The sequence below is a fragment of the Enterococcus sp. 2STP genome (assembly GCF_032465635.1).
In the GTDB taxonomy this organism is placed as follows: Bacteria; Bacillota; Bacilli; order Lactobacillales; family Enterococcaceae; genus Enterococcus_B; species Enterococcus_B lactis.
In genome coordinates, this window is the sequence record NZ_JAWDJH010000022.1 from 43,221 (window position 1) to 59,597 (window position 16,377).

Annotated in this window: 17 protein-coding genes; 12 read left to right on the top strand and 5 right to left on the bottom strand. The window is 38.9% G+C overall.

Translation table 11 applies throughout. The features are described from left to right. Positions 1-11 precede the first annotated feature (11 nt). Positions 12-524: an adenine phosphoribosyltransferase gene (locus RWU19_RS11160; protein ID WP_002295813.1), complete on the top strand. Its 513-nt coding sequence runs from the start codon at positions 12-14 to the stop codon at positions 522-524. 192 nt (positions 525-716) lie between these two features. Here RWU19_RS11160 and RWU19_RS11165 read toward each other — a convergent pair whose 3' ends face one another. Together RWU19_RS11165 and lexA are read right to left on the bottom strand one after the other, a co-directional pair. After that, positions 717-935 carry a hypothetical protein gene (locus RWU19_RS11165; RefSeq protein WP_002297436.1) on the bottom strand — a complete coding sequence of 73 codons (219 nt, stop codon included), beginning with the start codon at positions 933-935 and terminating at the stop codon, positions 717-719. A gap of 178 nt (positions 936-1,113) precedes the next feature. Further along, positions 1,114-1,737 carry a transcriptional repressor LexA gene (lexA, locus tag RWU19_RS11170; protein WP_002309378.1) on the bottom strand — a complete coding sequence of 208 codons (624 nt, stop codon included), beginning with the start codon at positions 1,735-1,737 and terminating at the stop codon, positions 1,114-1,116. 146 nt (positions 1,738-1,883) lie between these two features. Here lexA and RWU19_RS11175 point away from each other — a divergent pair, with 146 nt between their 5' ends. The 8 genes from RWU19_RS11175 to RWU19_RS11210 all read left to right on the top strand — a co-directional run bounded on the left by RWU19_RS11175 (position 1,884) and on the right by RWU19_RS11210 (position 9,856). Beyond that, positions 1,884-2,135 (top strand): DUF896 family protein, encoded by a 252-nt coding sequence (locus RWU19_RS11175; RefSeq protein WP_002309377.1) that lies wholly within the window; start codon positions 1,884-1,886, stop codon positions 2,133-2,135. 101 nt (positions 2,136-2,236) lie between these two features. After that, the gene (gene tkt, locus RWU19_RS11180) at positions 2,237-4,234 is read left to right on the top strand and encodes a transketolase (protein WP_123838193.1); all 1,998 of its coding nucleotides are present in this window, start codon (positions 2,237-2,239) and stop codon (positions 4,232-4,234) included. A gap of 246 nt (positions 4,235-4,480) precedes the next feature. After that, positions 4,481-5,368 (top strand): glucosaminidase domain-containing protein, encoded by an 888-nt coding sequence (locus RWU19_RS11185; protein ID WP_123838194.1) that lies wholly within the window; start codon positions 4,481-4,483, stop codon positions 5,366-5,368. 140 nt (positions 5,369-5,508) lie between these two features. Continuing rightward, positions 5,509-6,435 (top strand): cysteine synthase A, encoded by a 927-nt coding sequence (cysK, locus tag RWU19_RS11190; protein WP_002315091.1) that lies wholly within the window; start codon positions 5,509-5,511, stop codon positions 6,433-6,435. 238 nt (positions 6,436-6,673) lie between these two features. Beyond that, positions 6,674-7,120: a Fur family transcriptional regulator gene (locus RWU19_RS11195; RefSeq protein WP_123838195.1), complete on the top strand. Its 447-nt coding sequence runs from the start codon at positions 6,674-6,676 to the stop codon at positions 7,118-7,120. Positions 7,121-7,391: 271 nt separating this feature from the next. Continuing rightward, a complete protein-coding gene (locus tag RWU19_RS11200; protein ID WP_002309372.1) occupies positions 7,392-8,744 on the top strand; it encodes an NADH oxidase in 1,353 nt (450 codons plus the stop codon). Between the two features lie 232 nt (positions 8,745-8,976). Then, complete coding sequence (locus tag RWU19_RS11205; RefSeq protein WP_002372384.1) at positions 8,977-9,264, top strand: DUF5960 family protein; 288 nt, start codon at positions 8,977-8,979, stop codon at positions 9,262-9,264. A 148-nt stretch (positions 9,265-9,412) separates the two neighbouring features. Next, entirely contained in the window at positions 9,413-9,856 is a 444-nt protein-coding gene (locus RWU19_RS11210; RefSeq protein ID WP_123838197.1) for a MarR family winged helix-turn-helix transcriptional regulator, read from the top strand. A gap of 2 nt (positions 9,857-9,858) precedes the next feature. On the opposite strand, the gene RWU19_RS11215 is transcribed toward RWU19_RS11210, so the two are convergent. Beyond that, entirely contained in the window at positions 9,859-11,046 is a 1,188-nt protein-coding gene (locus RWU19_RS11215; protein ID WP_070769879.1) for an MFS transporter, read from the bottom strand. A 267-nt stretch (positions 11,047-11,313) separates the two neighbouring features. On the opposite strand from RWU19_RS11215, the gene RWU19_RS11220 reads away from it, so the two are divergent. Together RWU19_RS11220 and nth are read left to right on the top strand one after the other, a co-directional pair. Then, positions 11,314-12,012 (top strand): DnaD domain-containing protein, encoded by a 699-nt coding sequence (locus RWU19_RS11220; protein ID WP_002339331.1) that lies wholly within the window; start codon positions 11,314-11,316, stop codon positions 12,010-12,012. 6 nt (positions 12,013-12,018) lie between these two features. After that, a complete protein-coding gene (gene nth / locus RWU19_RS11225) occupies positions 12,019-12,696 on the top strand; it encodes an endonuclease III (protein WP_002309365.1) in 678 nt (225 codons plus the stop codon). Between the two features lie 16 nt (positions 12,697-12,712). Here nth and RWU19_RS11230 read toward each other — a convergent pair whose 3' ends face one another. After that, on the bottom strand, positions 12,713-15,091 hold the full coding sequence (locus RWU19_RS11230; RefSeq protein ID WP_002329166.1) for a PBP1A family penicillin-binding protein: 2,379 nt from the start codon (positions 15,089-15,091) through the stop codon (positions 12,713-12,715). Beyond that, entirely contained in the window at positions 15,081-15,728 is a 648-nt protein-coding gene (gene recU / locus RWU19_RS11235) for a Holliday junction resolvase RecU (RefSeq protein ID WP_002309362.1), read from the bottom strand. The genes RWU19_RS11230 and recU overlap by 11 nt, the downstream gene beginning before the upstream one ends. A gap of 63 nt (positions 15,729-15,791) precedes the next feature. On the opposite strand from recU, the gene RWU19_RS11240 reads away from it, so the two are divergent. Continuing rightward, on the top strand, positions 15,792-16,331 hold the full coding sequence (locus RWU19_RS11240; protein WP_002315085.1) for a DUF1273 domain-containing protein: 540 nt from the start codon (positions 15,792-15,794) through the stop codon (positions 16,329-16,331). Positions 16,332-16,377 lie beyond the last annotated feature (46 nt).

Sequence of the window (16,377 nt, forward strand, 5' to 3'; positions counted from 1 at the left end):
GGAAACAAAGAGTGGATTTAAAAGATTATATTGCCAGTATTCCCGACTATCCGTCAAAAGGAATTGTGTTCCGAGATATTTCCCCGCTGATGGCAGATGGTGACGCTTATCGGGAAGCTACGAAGCAAATCGTAAATTATGCAAAAGAAAAACGAATTGATATGGTAGTTGGACCAGAAGCACGTGGGTTCATCGTAGGATGTCCTGTTGCTTATGAGTTAGGAGTCGGTTTTGCACCAGTCCGCAAAAAAGGAAAATTACCTCGAGAAACCATCGAAGTGACTTATGGATTAGAATATGGAACAGATACATTGACATTGCATAAGGATGCCATTAAACCAGGTCAACGTGTGCTGATTTGTGACGATTTGCTGGCTACTGGTGGAACGATCAAAGCGACAATCGAACTGATCGAACAATTAGGTGGTGTAGTCGTAGGCTGCGCATTTTTGATCGAATTGATGGATCTCCATGGACGCGACAAAATCAAAGGATACGACATTATTACATTAATGGAATATTAAGTAGAAAAAGCGATTTTAAAGCGACCCTCAAAAGTCAGATAGGCACTCTGACGCTTGAGGGTCGCTATTTTTTTATAAATGGAACCAGTCAAAGTCCAGTAAAGGTTCGAAAAAAAGGATGTGACCGATTTTTGTCACACCCTCGTAAAAGTTTAACTTTTTGTCTTTTGAACAATTAGCAGTCAATCCTCATTATGATTGCCTGGATCTGTAGTAGGGTTCATGATAGAAATGATCTTCATGAATTCTGCGCCGCTCAGATTGACGGTACTTCTTTTCATCCCACAACATGAACCACAAAGTAAATAACGGAACAAACACAAGTAAAGCTGGACGTATGCCGAAATTACCAATAATAATACCTAAAAACAAAACAGTTAATACTAAGCCAAGACGTCTCATTGATTTCATGAATTCTCACCTCGTTAATTTATACGAACAATTGTTCGTGTATTTAGTATACGAATATTTGTTCGGTTTGTAAAGAGGGAAGTGATAAAAATTTGAAAGAAGAAGAACTTGGGCGAAAAAAGAGTTTGAGACAATGGTCTCAAACTCGGTTTTAAACAATTTTCTTTTTTAGTACTAATTAATAGATATGACTACGATAGAGCCCTACTACTCGTCCTAATATAGATACTTGATCTAAAATGATTGGTTCGAGTAAGTCGTTTTCAGGTTGAAGACGGAAGTAGTTTTTTTCTTTATAGAATCGTTTGCAAGTCGCTTCATCCTCTGCAGTCATTGCAATGACGATATCACCGTTTTGTGCAGTTTCCTGCTTCCGAACGATCACGTTATCGCCATCCAAAATTCCAGCATTGATCATACTATCTCCACGAATCGTCAGCATAAAGAGACTGCCTTCTTCAGAAGAAAGATTAGGAGGGATCGGAAAGAAGTCCGAAGCATCCTCTACTGCTAAAATTGGTTCTCCAGCTGTTACTACGCCAAGTACTGGTATAGTTGTTGGACGAATCCCAATCTTTTCTAAACCTTGTTTTGTCAACTCGATTGCACGAGGTTTCGTCGGATCTCTTTGGATAAACCCTTTTTTTTCAAGCCGTGCAAGATGACCGTGAACAGTAGAAGTAGAAGAAAGCTGAACAGCTTCCCCGATTTCACGGACAGTTGGCGGGTATCCTTTTTGGGTTACTTGTTCATGGATATAACGTAAGACTTCAATTTGTCTTGATTCAGTTTGTCGGGCCACAAGGTACACCTTCTTTCACTTGATAAATAAATAGTACCATATAAAAAGCGCTAAATCAAACGAATGTTCGTATTTTATTTAGTTTATCTAGTTGTTTTTTTTTCAGTTTTTATATAATATGAAGGAGAGTAAAAGGAGGGCTGAGCATGCTGTCACCTGAAAAAATAGAGCGGATCAATGAACTCGCACGTAAAAAGAAGGAAAATGGTCTCTCGAAAGCCGAAGAACAAGAACAAATCAACTTGCGCAAAGAGTATTTGGAAGCTTTTCGTTCCGGTATGCGTCATCATATCGAAGGAATGAAAATCGTCGATCCTGAGGGCAATGACGTGACCCCGGAAAAATTAAAAGAAATCCAAAAGAAAAAAGGCTTACACAACCGAAATGACAACTTTTAGTAAAAAATACTGAAAATGATTGCTTTTTCGTGTGACATCTTATAGAATGAGAGTGTAAGAAATAAAGGTAAAAAAAACCTAAATTAATAGGAGGGGTTATTTTGTTTGACAAAATTGACCAACTTGGCGTTAACACAATTCGTACATTAAGTATTGAAGCAGTCCAAAAAGCAAACTCAGGACATCCTGGATTGCCGATGGGCGCAGCACCTATGGCATATGCGTTATGGACAAAACACCTAAAAGTAAATCCAACGACATCCAAAAGTTGGGCTGATCGCGACCGTTTCATTCTTTCAGCAGGACATGGGTCAGCAATGTTATATAGTTTACTTCATTTAGCTGGCTATCAAGTGACAATTGATGATTTGAAACAATTCCGTCAATGGGATTCTAAGACACCAGGACATCCTGAAGTCCATCATACAGATGGTGTAGAAGCTACTACAGGCCCATTAGGCCAAGGGATTGCAATGGCTGTTGGTATGGCGATGGCAGAAGCACACCTTGCAGCAACTTATAACAAAGAAAACTTCAACATAATGGATCATTATACGTATGCAATTTGTGGGGATGGAGACTTGATGGAAGGAGTCTCTCAAGAAGCAAGTTCGATGGCAGGTCATATGAAGTTAGGTAAATTAATCGTTTTATATGATTCAAACGATATTTCATTAGATGGTCCAACTTCAAAAGCGTTCACAGAAAATGTTGGTGCTCGTTATGAAGCATATGGCTGGCAACATATCTTAGTAAAAGACGGAAATGACTTAGAAGCAATCTCTAAAGCGATTGAACAAGCAAAAGCTGAAACAGATAAACCAACGTTGATCGAAGTAAAAACAGTCATCGGCTACGGTGCTCCTAAAGAAGGAACATCTGCTGTTCATGGTGCTCCTCTTGGCGAAGAGGGTATCAAGATGGCTAAAGAAGTTTACGGATGGGATTATCCAGACTTCACTGTTCCCGAAGAAGTAGCTGCCCGCTTCCATCAAACAATGATAGAAGAAGGACAAAAAGCTGAAGATGCATGGAATGAAATGTTTGCCAATTATAAAAAAGCTTATCCTGAATTGGCACAACAATTTGAAGATGCCTTTGATGGCAAACTGCCAGAAAACTGGGATGCAGAATTGCCAACTTATGAAGTAGGAAGCAGTCAAGCAAGCCGTGTTTCAAGTAAAGAAGTCATCCAAGAATTATCGAAAGCTATACCAAGTTTCTGGGGCGGTTCAGCAGATTTATCAGGTTCCAATAATACAATGGTAGCTGCTGATAAAGATTTTACTCCTGAACATTATGAAGGACGTAACATCTGGTTTGGCGTTCGCGAATTTGCGATGGCTTCGGCTATGAATGGTATCCAACTTCATGGCGGAACTCGTATCTATGGCGGAACATTCTTTGTCTTTGTCGATTACCTAAGACCAGCTGTTCGTTTAGCAGCGATTCAACATACGCCTGTTGTTTACGTTTTGACACATGACTCCGTTGCTGTCGGAGAAGACGGACCAACACACGAACCGATTGAACAATTAGCTTCTGTTCGTTGCATGCCTGGTGTCCAAGTGATTCGTCCAGCAGACGGAAATGAAACGCGTGCTGCTTGGAAAGTGGCGATGGAGACTACTGATGCGCCTACTATCCTTGTATTGAGCCGCCAAAACCTTCCTGTATTGCCTTCTACAAAAGAAGTAGCAGATGAAATGGTCAAAAAAGGCGCGTACGTTCTTTCTCCAGCTAAAGGAGAAACACCAGAAGGTATTTTGATTGCAACTGGTTCTGAAGTTGATTTAGCTGTGAAAGCTCAAAAAGAATTGGCAGAAAACGGGAAAGATGTTTCTGTTGTCTCTATGCCAAGCTTCGACCTGTTTGAAAAACAATCTTCTGAATACAAAGAAAGCGTACTTCCTAAAGCAGTGAAGAAACGCGTGGCGATCGAAGCTGCTGCATCATTCGGATGGGAACGCTATGTGGGCACAGAAGGAACAACGATTACCATCGATCATTTCGGTGCATCTGCTCCTGGCGCTAAAATTTTAGAAGAGTTTGGATTTACAGTAGAAAATGTTGTGAATACGTACAATCAATTATCATAGACACCAATCATTGTTTGAATGATAAAGACAGCTGTCTGCAGGTTGGAGGCAGCTGTTTTTTATGTGGTGGTAAGAATAAATCAATGTTACTTTTCGTTTTCTGTTATATTACATTTGAATGACAAAACAAAGAATTCTTCGGATTAGTTTGTGTTTCTTGAAAATTAAAAGTATAATTTAATTAATTAAGTTTGTTTTAAGAAGAGAACTTTTTATTAAGTTTTTTTATTTTGAGGAGGAATTTGAATGCAAGAGCTGAAGACCCGCAGTGCCCGACACCATAGACCTAAAAGAAACATGGTGATCAATAAAAAAGCGATTGCTCCTTTAATTGGAACGAGTCTTTTAGTTGGGCCGATGATGGTTACAGCGGTACCGCAAAGTGTTCATGCAGATGAACAAGGATCTCAAACAGTCGCTGATCCTCAAGCGTTTATCGATCAAATCGGCTGGTCTGCATCAGAAGTTGCTGCAAGTAATGACTTGTATGCTTCAGTCATGATCGCTCAAGCGTTGTTGGAAAGTGCATATGGTACTTCCGGATTAGCTAGTGCGCCCAATTATAATTTGTTCGGTGTAAAAGGAAGCTATAACGGACAGGTCGTTTATATGGCAACCAAAGAATATGTAAACGGGCAATGGGTAACGATGAATGAACCATTCCGAAAATATTCTTCTTATTGGGAATCCTTCCAAGACCATGCAAATGTTCTTCGTTCAACCAGTTTTTCAACAGGCGATTATCATTATGCTGGTGTATGGAAAAGCAATACAACAAGTTTTTATGATGCAACAGCGTACTTGACAGGTCGTTACGCTACCGATCCAGATTATGGAACCAAATTGAACTCATTGATTAATACTTATAATTTAACCCGTTTTGATACACCATCAACTGGTTCGGCGACCACAACAAGTACAACAACAACTACTACTACGACGACTTCAACGTCATCATCATCTTCGACAACAGGTGCGGATACAAATAGTAGTCAAACATATACAGTTGTATCAGGAGATACGCTATGGGATATTGCACAAAAATTTGGCATGTCTGTTGATGATCTAATGGCGAAAAACGGCATGTCCATGTCCAGTTATTCTTTATTAGTCGGACAAGAACTAAACGTGTGATTTAGATAAAAAGGCAAAGAAACTACCATATCTGGTATATCTTTGTCTTTTTTTTGCTAGTCAAAGACGAATCACTCGCCAGAAATGAACAGATTGTATTATGATAAGTAGGGAAGAGCAAAGACAAGGAGGAATTGAAGATGACAGCTATCTATAACTCAGTCACCGAATTGATTGGTAAAACGCCAATCGTCAAATTAAATAAAATCGTACCAGAAGATTCAGCAGATGTATTTGTGAAACTTGAGTTTTTTAATCCAGGAGGAAGTGTAAAGGACCGGATTGCTCTAAGTATGATAGAAAAAGCGGAACATGATGGATTACTGAAACCAGGAGATACCATCATTGAACCTACCTCCGGAAATACAGGAATCGGATTGTCGATGGTAGGAGTCGCGAAAGGATATAAAGTCATTATCGTGATGCCTGAGACGATGAGTATCGAAAGACGTTTATTGATGAAAGGATACGGCGCAGAGTTGATTCTGACGCCTGGTGTGGATGGTATTTCTGGATCCATTAGAGAAGCAGAACGTTTGGCAAAAGAAAATGGCTACTTTTTACCATTACAATTTGAAAATGAAGCAAATCCTCTTGTACATGAAAAAACGACTGGTCCAGAGATTCATCAAGCCTTTGGAGTAAATGGATTGGACGCTTTTGTCGCAGGTATCGGGACAGGCGGGACAATCACTGGCGCTGGCCGAGAATTAAAACGTGTGTATCCAAAGATCGAATTAGTAGGGGTAGAACCGGCAGAATCTGCCATTTTAGAAGGAAAAGAAGCAGGTCCTCACAAAATCCAAGGGATCGGTACAGGCTTTGTTCCTAAAACACTGGATACCTCTGTATATGATAAAGTCCTTTCCGTGACTGGAGACGAAGCGATGGAAACAGCTAGAGAAGTCGGACGAAAAGAAGGAATTTTAGTAGGTATCTCATCTGGCGCTGCAATTGCTGCCGCATTAAAAGTCGCAAAAGAACTAGGAAAAGGCAAAAAGGTATTAGCAGTCGTTCCCGACAATGGTGAACGTTATTTATCTACAGCCCTTTACCAAGAAATGTAAATAAACTAGTTTCTCTATAAATAGGTTTATGTGGAAGGCTTTTACAGATGAAAAGAAAACACAAAAATCTATGATAAGAAAAGAGTTAGTTGAATAGAGACGTAGAATGGTGAACATGACTGTTTTACGTCTTTTTTTCATTAAAATACAATAAAATTGAATTTTCTTTTCATGTTAAGTGGATTTTAAAATGTAAAAATAGTATGATAAGACGAGAATAACAACGTGGGGTGTTTACATGGAAAATAAGTTAGTCGAAGAGGTTATCGAAAAGTTAAAAAAAGAGAACATTCGAATCACACCTCAACGGTACGCGGTTTTAGAATATTTGATTGAACATCATTCCCATCCAACAGCTGATGAGATTTATAAAGCACTTGAACATCGTTTCCCAAACATGAGTGTTGCGACCGTTTACAACAATCTTCGTCTGTTTACTTCGATTGGATTTGTTCAAGAAATGAAGTACGGCGATGCTTCTAGCCGTTTTGATTTCAGCTCAAAGCGTCACTATCATGTGATTTGCGAAAACTGTGGTAAGATCGTTGATTTTCATTACCCAGGGTTAGAAGATATAGAAATGGCTGCGAGTAGGCTGACTGATTTTGAGATTAACGAACATCGGCTGGAATTGTATGGACTTTGTCCAGACTGTAAAGAATCAGAAAAAAAGGCACAAATGTAAAAACAGTTTCTACAAGTGTTACACCTAAAAAAGCTGGCTGCGTAAAAAAACGCTAGCTTTTTTTATTTTTTTGTCTTTTATTCACAAGGACAAATGTTAAAGTGAATATTATCACAATGAGAATCTTGCTAACAATGGATTTCTATGATTGTAAATGAGTAAAACTACAAATAAACCTTTGTGAATTCACAAGCATTAAACTGTTGTATCCGTTTTATTTCTGTTATAGTAATTTTGTCGAAGGACAAAATGTTAATCGGAGGGACCATAAATGAAAGTAGTAGTAATTGGCTGTACTCATGCAGGTACTGCAGCTGTAAAAAGTATTTTAAAAAATCATCCAGAAGCAGAAGTGACAGTATATGAAAGAAATGACAATATTTCTTTCTTATCTTGCGGTATCGCACTTTATGTCGGCGGAGTAGTAAAAGACCCAGCAGGCTTGTTCTACTCAAACCCTGAAGAATTATCTTCATTAGGAGCAACAGTTAAAATGGAACACGATGTAACAGACGTCGATACAGAAAACAAAACAGTGACGGCAAAAGATCTGAAAACAGGAGAAACAGAAACAGTTTCTTATGATAAATTAGTAATGACAACTGGTTCATGGCCTATCATCCCACCGATTAGTGGAATTGATGCAAAAAATGTACTCCTATGCAAAAACTACAACCAAGCAAATGAAATCATTGCACAAGCGAAAGAAGCGAAACGTGTAGTAATCGTTGGTGGTGGGTATATCGGTATTGAATTAGTCGAAGCTTTTGTCGAATCTGGAAAACAAGTAACATTGATTGATGGGTTAGACCGCATCTTGAATAAATATCTAGATAAACCATTCACAGATATCCTAGAAAAAGAATTGACAGACCGCGGTGTCACTCTTGCACTAGGTGAAAATGTCACTGAATTCATCACAGATGAAGAAGGAAAAGTGAAACAAGTAGCTACACCAACAGATACATTTGACACAGATATGGTCATTTTATGTGTGGGCTTCCGTCCAAATACAAAACTGATCGAAGGAAAAGTAGAGACACTGCCGAACGGGGCAATCAAAGTAAATGAATACATGCAAACAAGTGATCCAGACATTTTTGCCGCTGGAGATTCAGCAGTAGTCAACTACAATCCAAGTGGTACACAAAACTATATTCCTCTGGCAACAAATGCCGTGCGCCAAGGATTGCTTGTAGGAAATAACTTGACAGAGCATAAAATGGCGTATCGTGGGACTCAAGGAACTTCAGGACTTTATCTATTTGGCTGGACGATTGGCTCGACAGGAGTAACTAAAGAAAGCGCAACATTGAACGATTTAGAAGTCCAAGCAACGGTATTTGAAGATAATTATCGTCCAGAGTTCATGCCGACTACCGAAAAAGTAATGATGGAGTTAGTTTATGAAAAAGGCACAAATCGTATCGTTGGTGCTCAGTTCATGTCTAAATACGACATTACGCAATCAGCAAATACTATGTCTTTAGCTGTTCAAAATAAAATGACTGTAGAAGATCTTGCTCTTTCAGACTTCTTCTTCCAACCACATTTTGACCGTCCTTGGAATTACTTGAACCTACTTGCACAAGCAGCGCTAGGCGAAATCGAAACAGCACAATAAAGAAAGACAGACGGGAGCGGTTATGAAAGAGCTGTTTAGTTTTGACTGATTACCGTTTATTTTGGAAAAAGGGTTGTGACGCATTTTTTGTCACGACCCTCTGTCTTTTTGTGAAAAGTACAATTAGTTGTCTTTCTTCGCATTTTTTGTCACAATAAGCAACAAAGATAAAGCTGTTACATAAAAGAACAAGCAGTTTTACTTGAACTTGAAAAGAAAGGTGAGAAAGAAGATGAATAAAGAATATTTTGTCCAACAAGATGCATTTTTAGAAGATTATAAAAATGTTGCGAAAGAGTCGACGATCAATATAGATAAGTTGGCGGAGCAAGTGCTCTCTCAATTGAATGAAACACAAGAGGAATATTATACGATGCCAGCAGAAGATGCGAAAGATAATGCTTCTCATCGTTTTCCTTTCAGTCGGCGCATCTACTCAGATGAAAATGACGGCACATTGAATACGGAGTACACATATGAAGGACAGCCGTATGAACTAGAAACAGAAGATGATGTTTAAACACCGTTTATTCGGAAAAAAGGGTTATGACATTTTTGTCAAACCCCTTTTTTCTTGATTTCATTCTCTTTTTTACTACAAAATCCTTTTAACTTTGTTGTTTAGGAAACAAAAAAATAATATAATGAAAGAAAAAGAAGGTGTAGAAATGGATAAAAGACAGCTGCTAATAGAAGAATATCTGGATTTAGCTAATGAGATTATTCATCGTAATAAACCAGAAATGGAAAAAGAATTTGCAGGATTTACGCTAAATGAACTAGAAGTGATTGAACATATCGGGAAAATCCCTGATCCTAACGTGACAAAATTAGCGAATGCTAGTTATATGACTAGAGGAGCCATCAGTAAGTTAACAAAAAAGCTGATAGCCAGAGGGATCATAAAAACTTATCAAAGCGAAGAGAATAAAAAAGAAATCTATTTTCAATTGACGCCAATCGGACAAAAAATAAAGAATAGACACGAGCAGCTCCATCAAAAATGGGTACAGCGAGATGCTGCTGTATTTGAAAATATGTCAAAAGAAGAATTTGACACAGTATTTCGTTTTATCGGTCGATACAGAGAATTTATACGAAGTAGCAAATGAAACTAATGTTTTATATTGTAATAATAATAGGCAAAAATCATAAGCAAAAACCCGAATATCGTCGGAAGAAATGGTGCTACGGGATAAAGCTGTCCTGCGATTAGCGGGCCGATGACGCGCGATAGAGATTGTATGCTTTGGGTACCGCCCATTACAAGACCTTGCTGGTTTTCTGAGACAGAATTGGATAGTTGGCCATTGAATACAGGAGTAAAAATAGAATCGCCAAAACCATAACAGATAATCCCAAATAAAAACAAAATCGGCAGTAGAAGAATTCCAGATAATGTGATGAATAAATAGGCGAGGATTTCACTGTACATTCCTATTCTTGTGATCTGCTGTTCTGAAATTTTTTTGAGCAATCGAGGCATAATGAACAATTGCGAGACAATATCCAAGATTCCAATCAAAGAGAAGCTTAAACCAACCAACCCCGCTTTCCACTGAAAGGTGTCAATCGAAAATTGAGAAAAGATAGATTGAAGAGAGCCAGCCGCTAACCAAACAGCAAAACCGGCTGTCAATAAAGGAATAACGGATGAAATCTTGAATAATTGTTTTAATTGGTGAAAAGGTCTTACATGGGAAAAACTTAAATCTACTGAACGTTTTTTCATTGGAAGGCTTTCTTGCATAAATGTGTAGCCATAAACGGCATTTAAGAAAGTAAAGAGTGCTCCAATAAATATAGGAACAGAATTCCCCAACTCAGCTAATAGACCACCTATAATAGGACCAAGCGTTGTTCCTATACCGACTAAAGCACCCATCCATCCAAAAACTTTGGTTCTTTCATTAGGTTCCGTGATGTCGGCAAAGTAAGCGTATAAGGTGGAGATTTCTCCTGCTGTCAATCCTTCAATGATACGACCAAGGAACAACATCCATATCGAATTTCCTAAACCAAAAATCAAATATCCAATACTTGATCCTAATAAACTGATAATAAGGATCGGACGACGCCCAAAATGATCACTTAAGCTACCGAGAATGGGGGCAGATAAGAAGGCAGCTAGAGCATAAACAGACATGAGCAAAGTGATATAGAAAGCTTGCTGATGTGCGGAGTGGGAATAAGGCAGCGCTAAAAAAGGAAGTACAGGACTGACGATAGTAAATCCTAATCCAGTGAATAAGACAGAAATATATCCAAAAACTTTAGAATGTTTATTTGTGAAACTGAACATTTAAAAAACTCCTTTATGAAATAATGTTAACTTGGAAACAAAAATAGTGTATAGCAATTTTGTTTCCTTGTCAACATTATAAGAAATAGCAAAATCTACTTAATTTATTTATTCCGAAAAGTGAAGATGCGCATCAAAAACATAAACAAACAAAAATCAAGTAGACGACACTATAAATCTGACCGATCAGTGAAGCAATAGAAAAGAAACCTGTTCTTGCTTCCCATGTTTTTTTTACGTATACTGTGATTGAGCGGAGGAGAAATCATGTTGAATTTAGAAAATTACTTAAGCGCTGGACAAACAGTCATATCTAATCTTTTACTTAAAAATTATCATAGGATCGGTCTGCAATCTGAAGAATTTTTATTTGTTCTACAGTTGCACATGGCACAGCTTGAAGGAGATACTTTCCCTGATTTGCAGATGATTGCTATGGATATGGGAATCAAACAAGATCAGATTTTTCAAATACTGGATCGTCTCGTAACAAATGGATTTATCAAGATAGAAACGACGATTGTCAACGGTAAAAAAGCAGATCGATATAATCTTTACCCTATTTATGATCAATTAGGTGAGTATTTAAAAACACAAGAAAAAAAATACGAAGAAAAAACACAAGAAAAAGAAATCCAGTCAGTGTATCAATTATTTGAACAAGAATTTGGACGCCCGCTTTCTTCGATCGAGTTCCAGCGGATCGGACAATGGCTAGAAGAAGACCATTATCAGCCGGAAATTTTGAAGCTAGCACTGCGGGAAGCCGTATTGAATCAGGCTTATAGTTTTAATTACGTTGACCGCATTTTGCTATCGTGGGAAAGAAAAAATCTACGTACAAAACAGCAAGTAGAAGAAGACCAAAAACGAAGGAAACAGCAACTTCTTCAAAGAGAAGTAGAGCAGCCGACTCAACAAGAAGAATTGCCAAAAGTTTCGCTGAAAAATTGGTTGGAGGAGTAGCAGGATATGTTAAGCAAACAAAAGACAATGGAAGCTCTAGAAACGATGTATGAAATGTTCCCAGAAGCACACGGAGAACTGAAACACAATAATCCATTTGAGTTATTGATTGCAGTGATCTTAAGTGCCCAAGCGACAGATGTATCAGTAAATAAAGCAACGCCAGATTTGTTTGCCTCCTTCCCAACACCTGATGCATTAGCAGATGCTTCAATCGATGAAATCATCCTCAAAATAAAAACGATTGGTTTGTATCGTAACAAAGCAAAAAATATCAAAGCGTGTGCACAGCAGCTGATTGAACGTTTCGACGGACAAGTACCAACGACAAGAGAAGAATTGATGTCTCTTCCTGGCGTGGGCAGAAAAACGGCAAATGTCGTATTAGGAGATGCATTCGGGATACCAGCAATCGCAGTAGATACCCATGTTGAGCGTGTTTCAAAACGACTGAGGATCTGCAAACTAGATGCCTCGGTCATGGAAGTAGAAGAAACACTGATGCGGAAAGTGCCACAAGAATTATGGGTAAAGACACATCATACACTGATTTTTTTCGGTAGATATCATTGTACAGCAAGAAATCCTAAGTGTGAGGTGTGTCCTTTGCTATCAATATGTCAAGATGGGAAAAATCGGATGCGCCTAAAAGAAAAGACGCTAAAAAAGAAACCACGCCTGTAGACGTGGTTTCTTTTTTCTATCTGTTTCCAGAAGCTGAGGTGCTACTGGATGGTGTATGGTCATTTGCAGCATCCGCTTCGCTAGTTGCTGGTTCACTGGAAGAAGCAGGAGGAGCAGATGAAGACGGCGTCGAGCTTTCTTCAGATGAAGAAGTAGGAACCGTCGTTGATGACGCTGGCTCACTTGTCTCTGCTGTCGTGCTTTCTGTTGAGGACTCAGCGGTTGATTCGCTTTGACTAGTAGAGCTAGTTTGAGTCGTCGTCTCTGTTGTTGAACTTCCAGGAGTCTGGACATAGCTGGAAGAAGGAATAGTTGTTGATGGCGCAACTGTATTTGATCTCACTGTATATTGATCCTTATAGTACAGTTCACCGCCCACACGAATCAAGCCACTTGGCATCTCCCAGTCTGTATTTGTCACGTTAGCTGAAACATACTGCATAAGCTCGCGATAAACATCAGAGGCCACGTGTGACGATTCTGAAGTGACAGGTGTCATTTTATTGTTGTAACCTGTCCACACGGAAATCGAATAATTTGGTGTATAGCCCGCAAATAGGATATCTGGATATACACCAGAAGAAATACCAAGTTTCGCATACTCGTCATCTGTATAATTTGATGTTCCGGTCTTACCGGCTTGATATAACCCAGCGATTTGCGCATTCGTACCAGTACCTTCAGTGATTGTATCTTTTAAAATGTCTGTGATCATATAAGCTGTTTCTGGAGACATGGCTGTTTTTCCATCAGGTTCATAAGTTTCTTCTGTACCGTCTTGGAAGACGATTTTATTAACATATTGAGGTTTGTAATAGGTTCCTCCATTGGCGAAAGCCGCATAGGCTGCTGCCATTTTTAAGGAAGAAGCTCCGTATTTTGTCCCATCTTGTTCTTCCGTATTACTAGAGATCGCATTCGATTGATGGATCGTACTGTATTCGATCCCAAGATTTTTTAAGAAAGAAGCCACTTTATCTGAACCGACTTCATTGAATAATTTGACTGCTGGAACATTACGGGATAAGTAAAGTGCTTGGCGTAAAGTAATGGTGCCCATATATTGATTATCCCAGTTTCCTACAGGAGTAGAAGTGCCTTCATAGTTATACGGTGCGTCAGTGATAGTTTTTCCAGTAGAATATTTCAAATATTCAAAAGCTGGTCCGTAATCTGTGACAGGTTTCATCGTAGAACCAAAATCACGGGAAGTATTCACTGCTAAGTTGTTGCCTAAAGTCACGTCTTCTGCGATGTGACGCCCGCCAATCTGGGCTTTGACTTTCCCGGTATTTGTGTCGATAAGCGTGGAGGCAACTTGCATCTCGTCGTCTGGATAAGAGACATACTGATCCGTATTGACGATATCATATAGTTTCTTTTGAGCATCCAGATCCAAATTCGTATAGATCTCTAAACCGTCTGTGTAGACATTCTTATCTGTTTTTTCTTGTACTTCATTGATGACTTCTTTGACATAATTATCGACGATCTTAGTGTTGTCATCAGATTGAGTCAGCTCTTGCAAACCATCCGTTACCGGTACATTGACAGCTTGATCATATTCTGTTTGAGAGATTTTTTCGTTTTGAAGCATCGTATACAAAACAGTATCTCGCCTTTTTTTCGCCTGATCGGGATAAACATAAGGATCATAGGCAGAAGGGGCTTGAGGCATTCCAGCAAGCAATGCTGTTTGTGGTAAAGAAAGTTCTGATAGTTTCTTACCAAAGTACATCTCAGAAGCTGTCTCCATCCCGTACAAACCATTTGACATGTACACTTTATTTACGTAGTAGGTCAAAATTTCTTGTTTCGATTTTTTCTGTTCCAATCTTACAGCCATCCACGCTTCTTGAGCCTTCCGTTTCAGAGTCTGATCCTCGGCGCTGGTAGAGAAGAAGGACAGTTTGATCAATTGTTGTGTCAAAGTACTTCCGCCTTGTAGACCGCCAGAGGTGAAATTAGAAAGGGCAGAACCGATGATCCGAATAGGGTCAACCCCGATATGTTTATAAAAACGCCGATCCTCTACTGACACAATCGCATCTTCCAATGTTTTCGGTAATTCATTTGCAGAAATCTTTTCTCGCTTTTCCGCACCTAGATCTTCGAATAATTCGCCATCTTGTGTATATAATTTGGAAGATACGGTAGCGTCTAATTTTTTATCTGTCAATTCGGGCGCATCTTTTGCGTAATACCAGAACAGTCCTACACCTGCTAAAAAGAGGATACAGAAAAACGAGAGGATGCCTAAAAGGATTTTGATAAACAATCCTTTTTTATGTGGTCCAGAAGTCTTCCCAGAACCTTTGCCCGAATTCTTCTTCACACTCTTTTTAGGAGTAGGCTGTTTCTGTCGTCTAGAGCTTCTAGTTTGTTCATTTGCCATTCTTGCTTTCTCCTTCAATAGATAATGTTGATAAATAGAAATCAACCGCGTCCAAATAAGGAATCCGCGGAGAAATACCAGTTTTGATCTCTATTCCTAGTTCTTCGATCAATGATAAAGGCAGTGATTTGCGTCCTTTTTCCTTTTGGGCATCCCAGTAAGCAATCAAATGAACACTATTCAAATAAAAACAGCGTTTCAATGTCGAAAACCATAATAAGACAAAGCAGACTCCTTTTTGTTCGAGGCATGCTTTCATGTGTTCGATTTGATGGGCATGGAAGTTTTTAAAGGGAAACGATGTTTTGTTCTTGGTTTCTTTTGCTTCAAAGTCCAAGTAAAAGCCTCGATAGACGCCATTATAGTCTGTGGTTGAGGCTTGGGTAAAGTAGGCTTCTTTGATTACAGCAGCGCTTCTCTTAGGATAGTCTACTTTCACGATTTGGATAGGGGTAGGCTTTTTATGGATAACTGCCAACCCGCGGGAAAGATAATACTCATTACTTTCATTGATTGCTTCTTCAAAGCGCATCCCCCGATTGCCGAATTCGGTGATTTGTTTTCTTTTTTCTTGAATTTTTTCGACGGGAGAGGCATTCTTATAATAAGGTTGGCCGTTTGGATAGCGCAATACCATCTTTAATCACACTCCTAGGCCACATTATAGCAAAAAAGCAGATAGAAAGAAAAGGAATCTGAGATGGATAAGTCAAAAGTAATCTATGTGTCTGGGTATCGAAGTTTCGAACTCGGTGTTTTTAAAGAAAATGACCCTAAAATACAAGTTGTTAAAAATGTTTTAAAAAGGGAACTCCGTCAATTAGCAGAAGAAGGGGTGGAATGGATACTTGTCAGTGGGAATTTGGGCGTTGAACTATGGACCGTGCAAACAGTAGCGGAATTGAAAGAAGAATATCCGGAACTTTCCCTTGGTATTTTGTATCCTTTTGCTGATTTTGGTAATAACTGGAATGAAGGGAACCAAGAGAAGAAACAATTAGCAGAACAATTAGCAGATTATGTCGAAGCTGTTAGCCATCAACCCTACCAATCACCTAGTCAGCTAAAGAATCATACTCGTTTTATACTTGAACATACAGTAGGCTGTCTGCTGATCTATGATGAAGAATTCCCTGGGAAAACGAAGTATTTTTTTGAAGATGCACAGAATTACCAAGCAGATCATCCCTACGAAATTCGGCTGATCAGTATGGACGATCTTCAAAATTTTAGTGAATAATCGATATTGTGTTTGATTTATCAACTTTTTTCCTATACAATGAAAA

Excerpts from the sequence above, each read along its gene's own strand:
- RWU19_RS11165 (WP_002297436.1), bottom strand. The coding sequence starts at position 935 with ATGAAATCAATGAGACGTCTTGGCTTAGTATTAACTGTTTTGTTTTTA.
- RWU19_RS11175 (WP_002309377.1), top strand. The coding sequence starts at position 1,884 with ATGCTGTCACCTGAAAAAATAGAGCGGATCAATGAACTCGCACGTAAA.
- RWU19_RS11185 (WP_123838194.1), top strand. The coding sequence starts at position 4,481 with ATGCAAGAGCTGAAGACCCGCAGTGCCCGACACCATAGACCTAAAAGA.
- cysK (WP_002315091.1), top strand. The coding sequence starts at position 5,509 with ATGACAGCTATCTATAACTCAGTCACCGAATTGATTGGTAAAACGCCA.
- RWU19_RS11195 (WP_123838195.1), top strand. The coding sequence starts at position 6,674 with ATGGAAAATAAGTTAGTCGAAGAGGTTATCGAAAAGTTAAAAAAAGAG.
- RWU19_RS11200 (WP_002309372.1), top strand. The coding sequence starts at position 7,392 with ATGAAAGTAGTAGTAATTGGCTGTACTCATGCAGGTACTGCAGCTGTA.
- RWU19_RS11205 (WP_002372384.1), top strand. The coding sequence starts at position 8,977 with ATGAATAAAGAATATTTTGTCCAACAAGATGCATTTTTAGAAGATTAT.
- RWU19_RS11210 (WP_123838197.1), top strand. The coding sequence starts at position 9,413 with ATGGATAAAAGACAGCTGCTAATAGAAGAATATCTGGATTTAGCTAAT.
- RWU19_RS11215 (WP_070769879.1), bottom strand. The coding sequence starts at position 11,046 with ATGTTCAGTTTCACAAATAAACATTCTAAAGTTTTTGGATATATTTCT.
- RWU19_RS11220 (WP_002339331.1), top strand. The coding sequence starts at position 11,314 with ATGTTGAATTTAGAAAATTACTTAAGCGCTGGACAAACAGTCATATCT.
- nth (WP_002309365.1), top strand. The coding sequence starts at position 12,019 with ATGTTAAGCAAACAAAAGACAATGGAAGCTCTAGAAACGATGTATGAA.
- RWU19_RS11230 (WP_002329166.1), bottom strand. The coding sequence starts at position 15,091 with ATGGCAAATGAACAAACTAGAAGCTCTAGACGACAGAAACAGCCTACT.
- recU (WP_002309362.1), bottom strand. The coding sequence starts at position 15,728 with ATGGTATTGCGCTATCCAAACGGCCAACCTTATTATAAGAATGCCTCT.
- RWU19_RS11240 (WP_002315085.1), top strand. The coding sequence starts at position 15,792 with ATGGATAAGTCAAAAGTAATCTATGTGTCTGGGTATCGAAGTTTCGAA.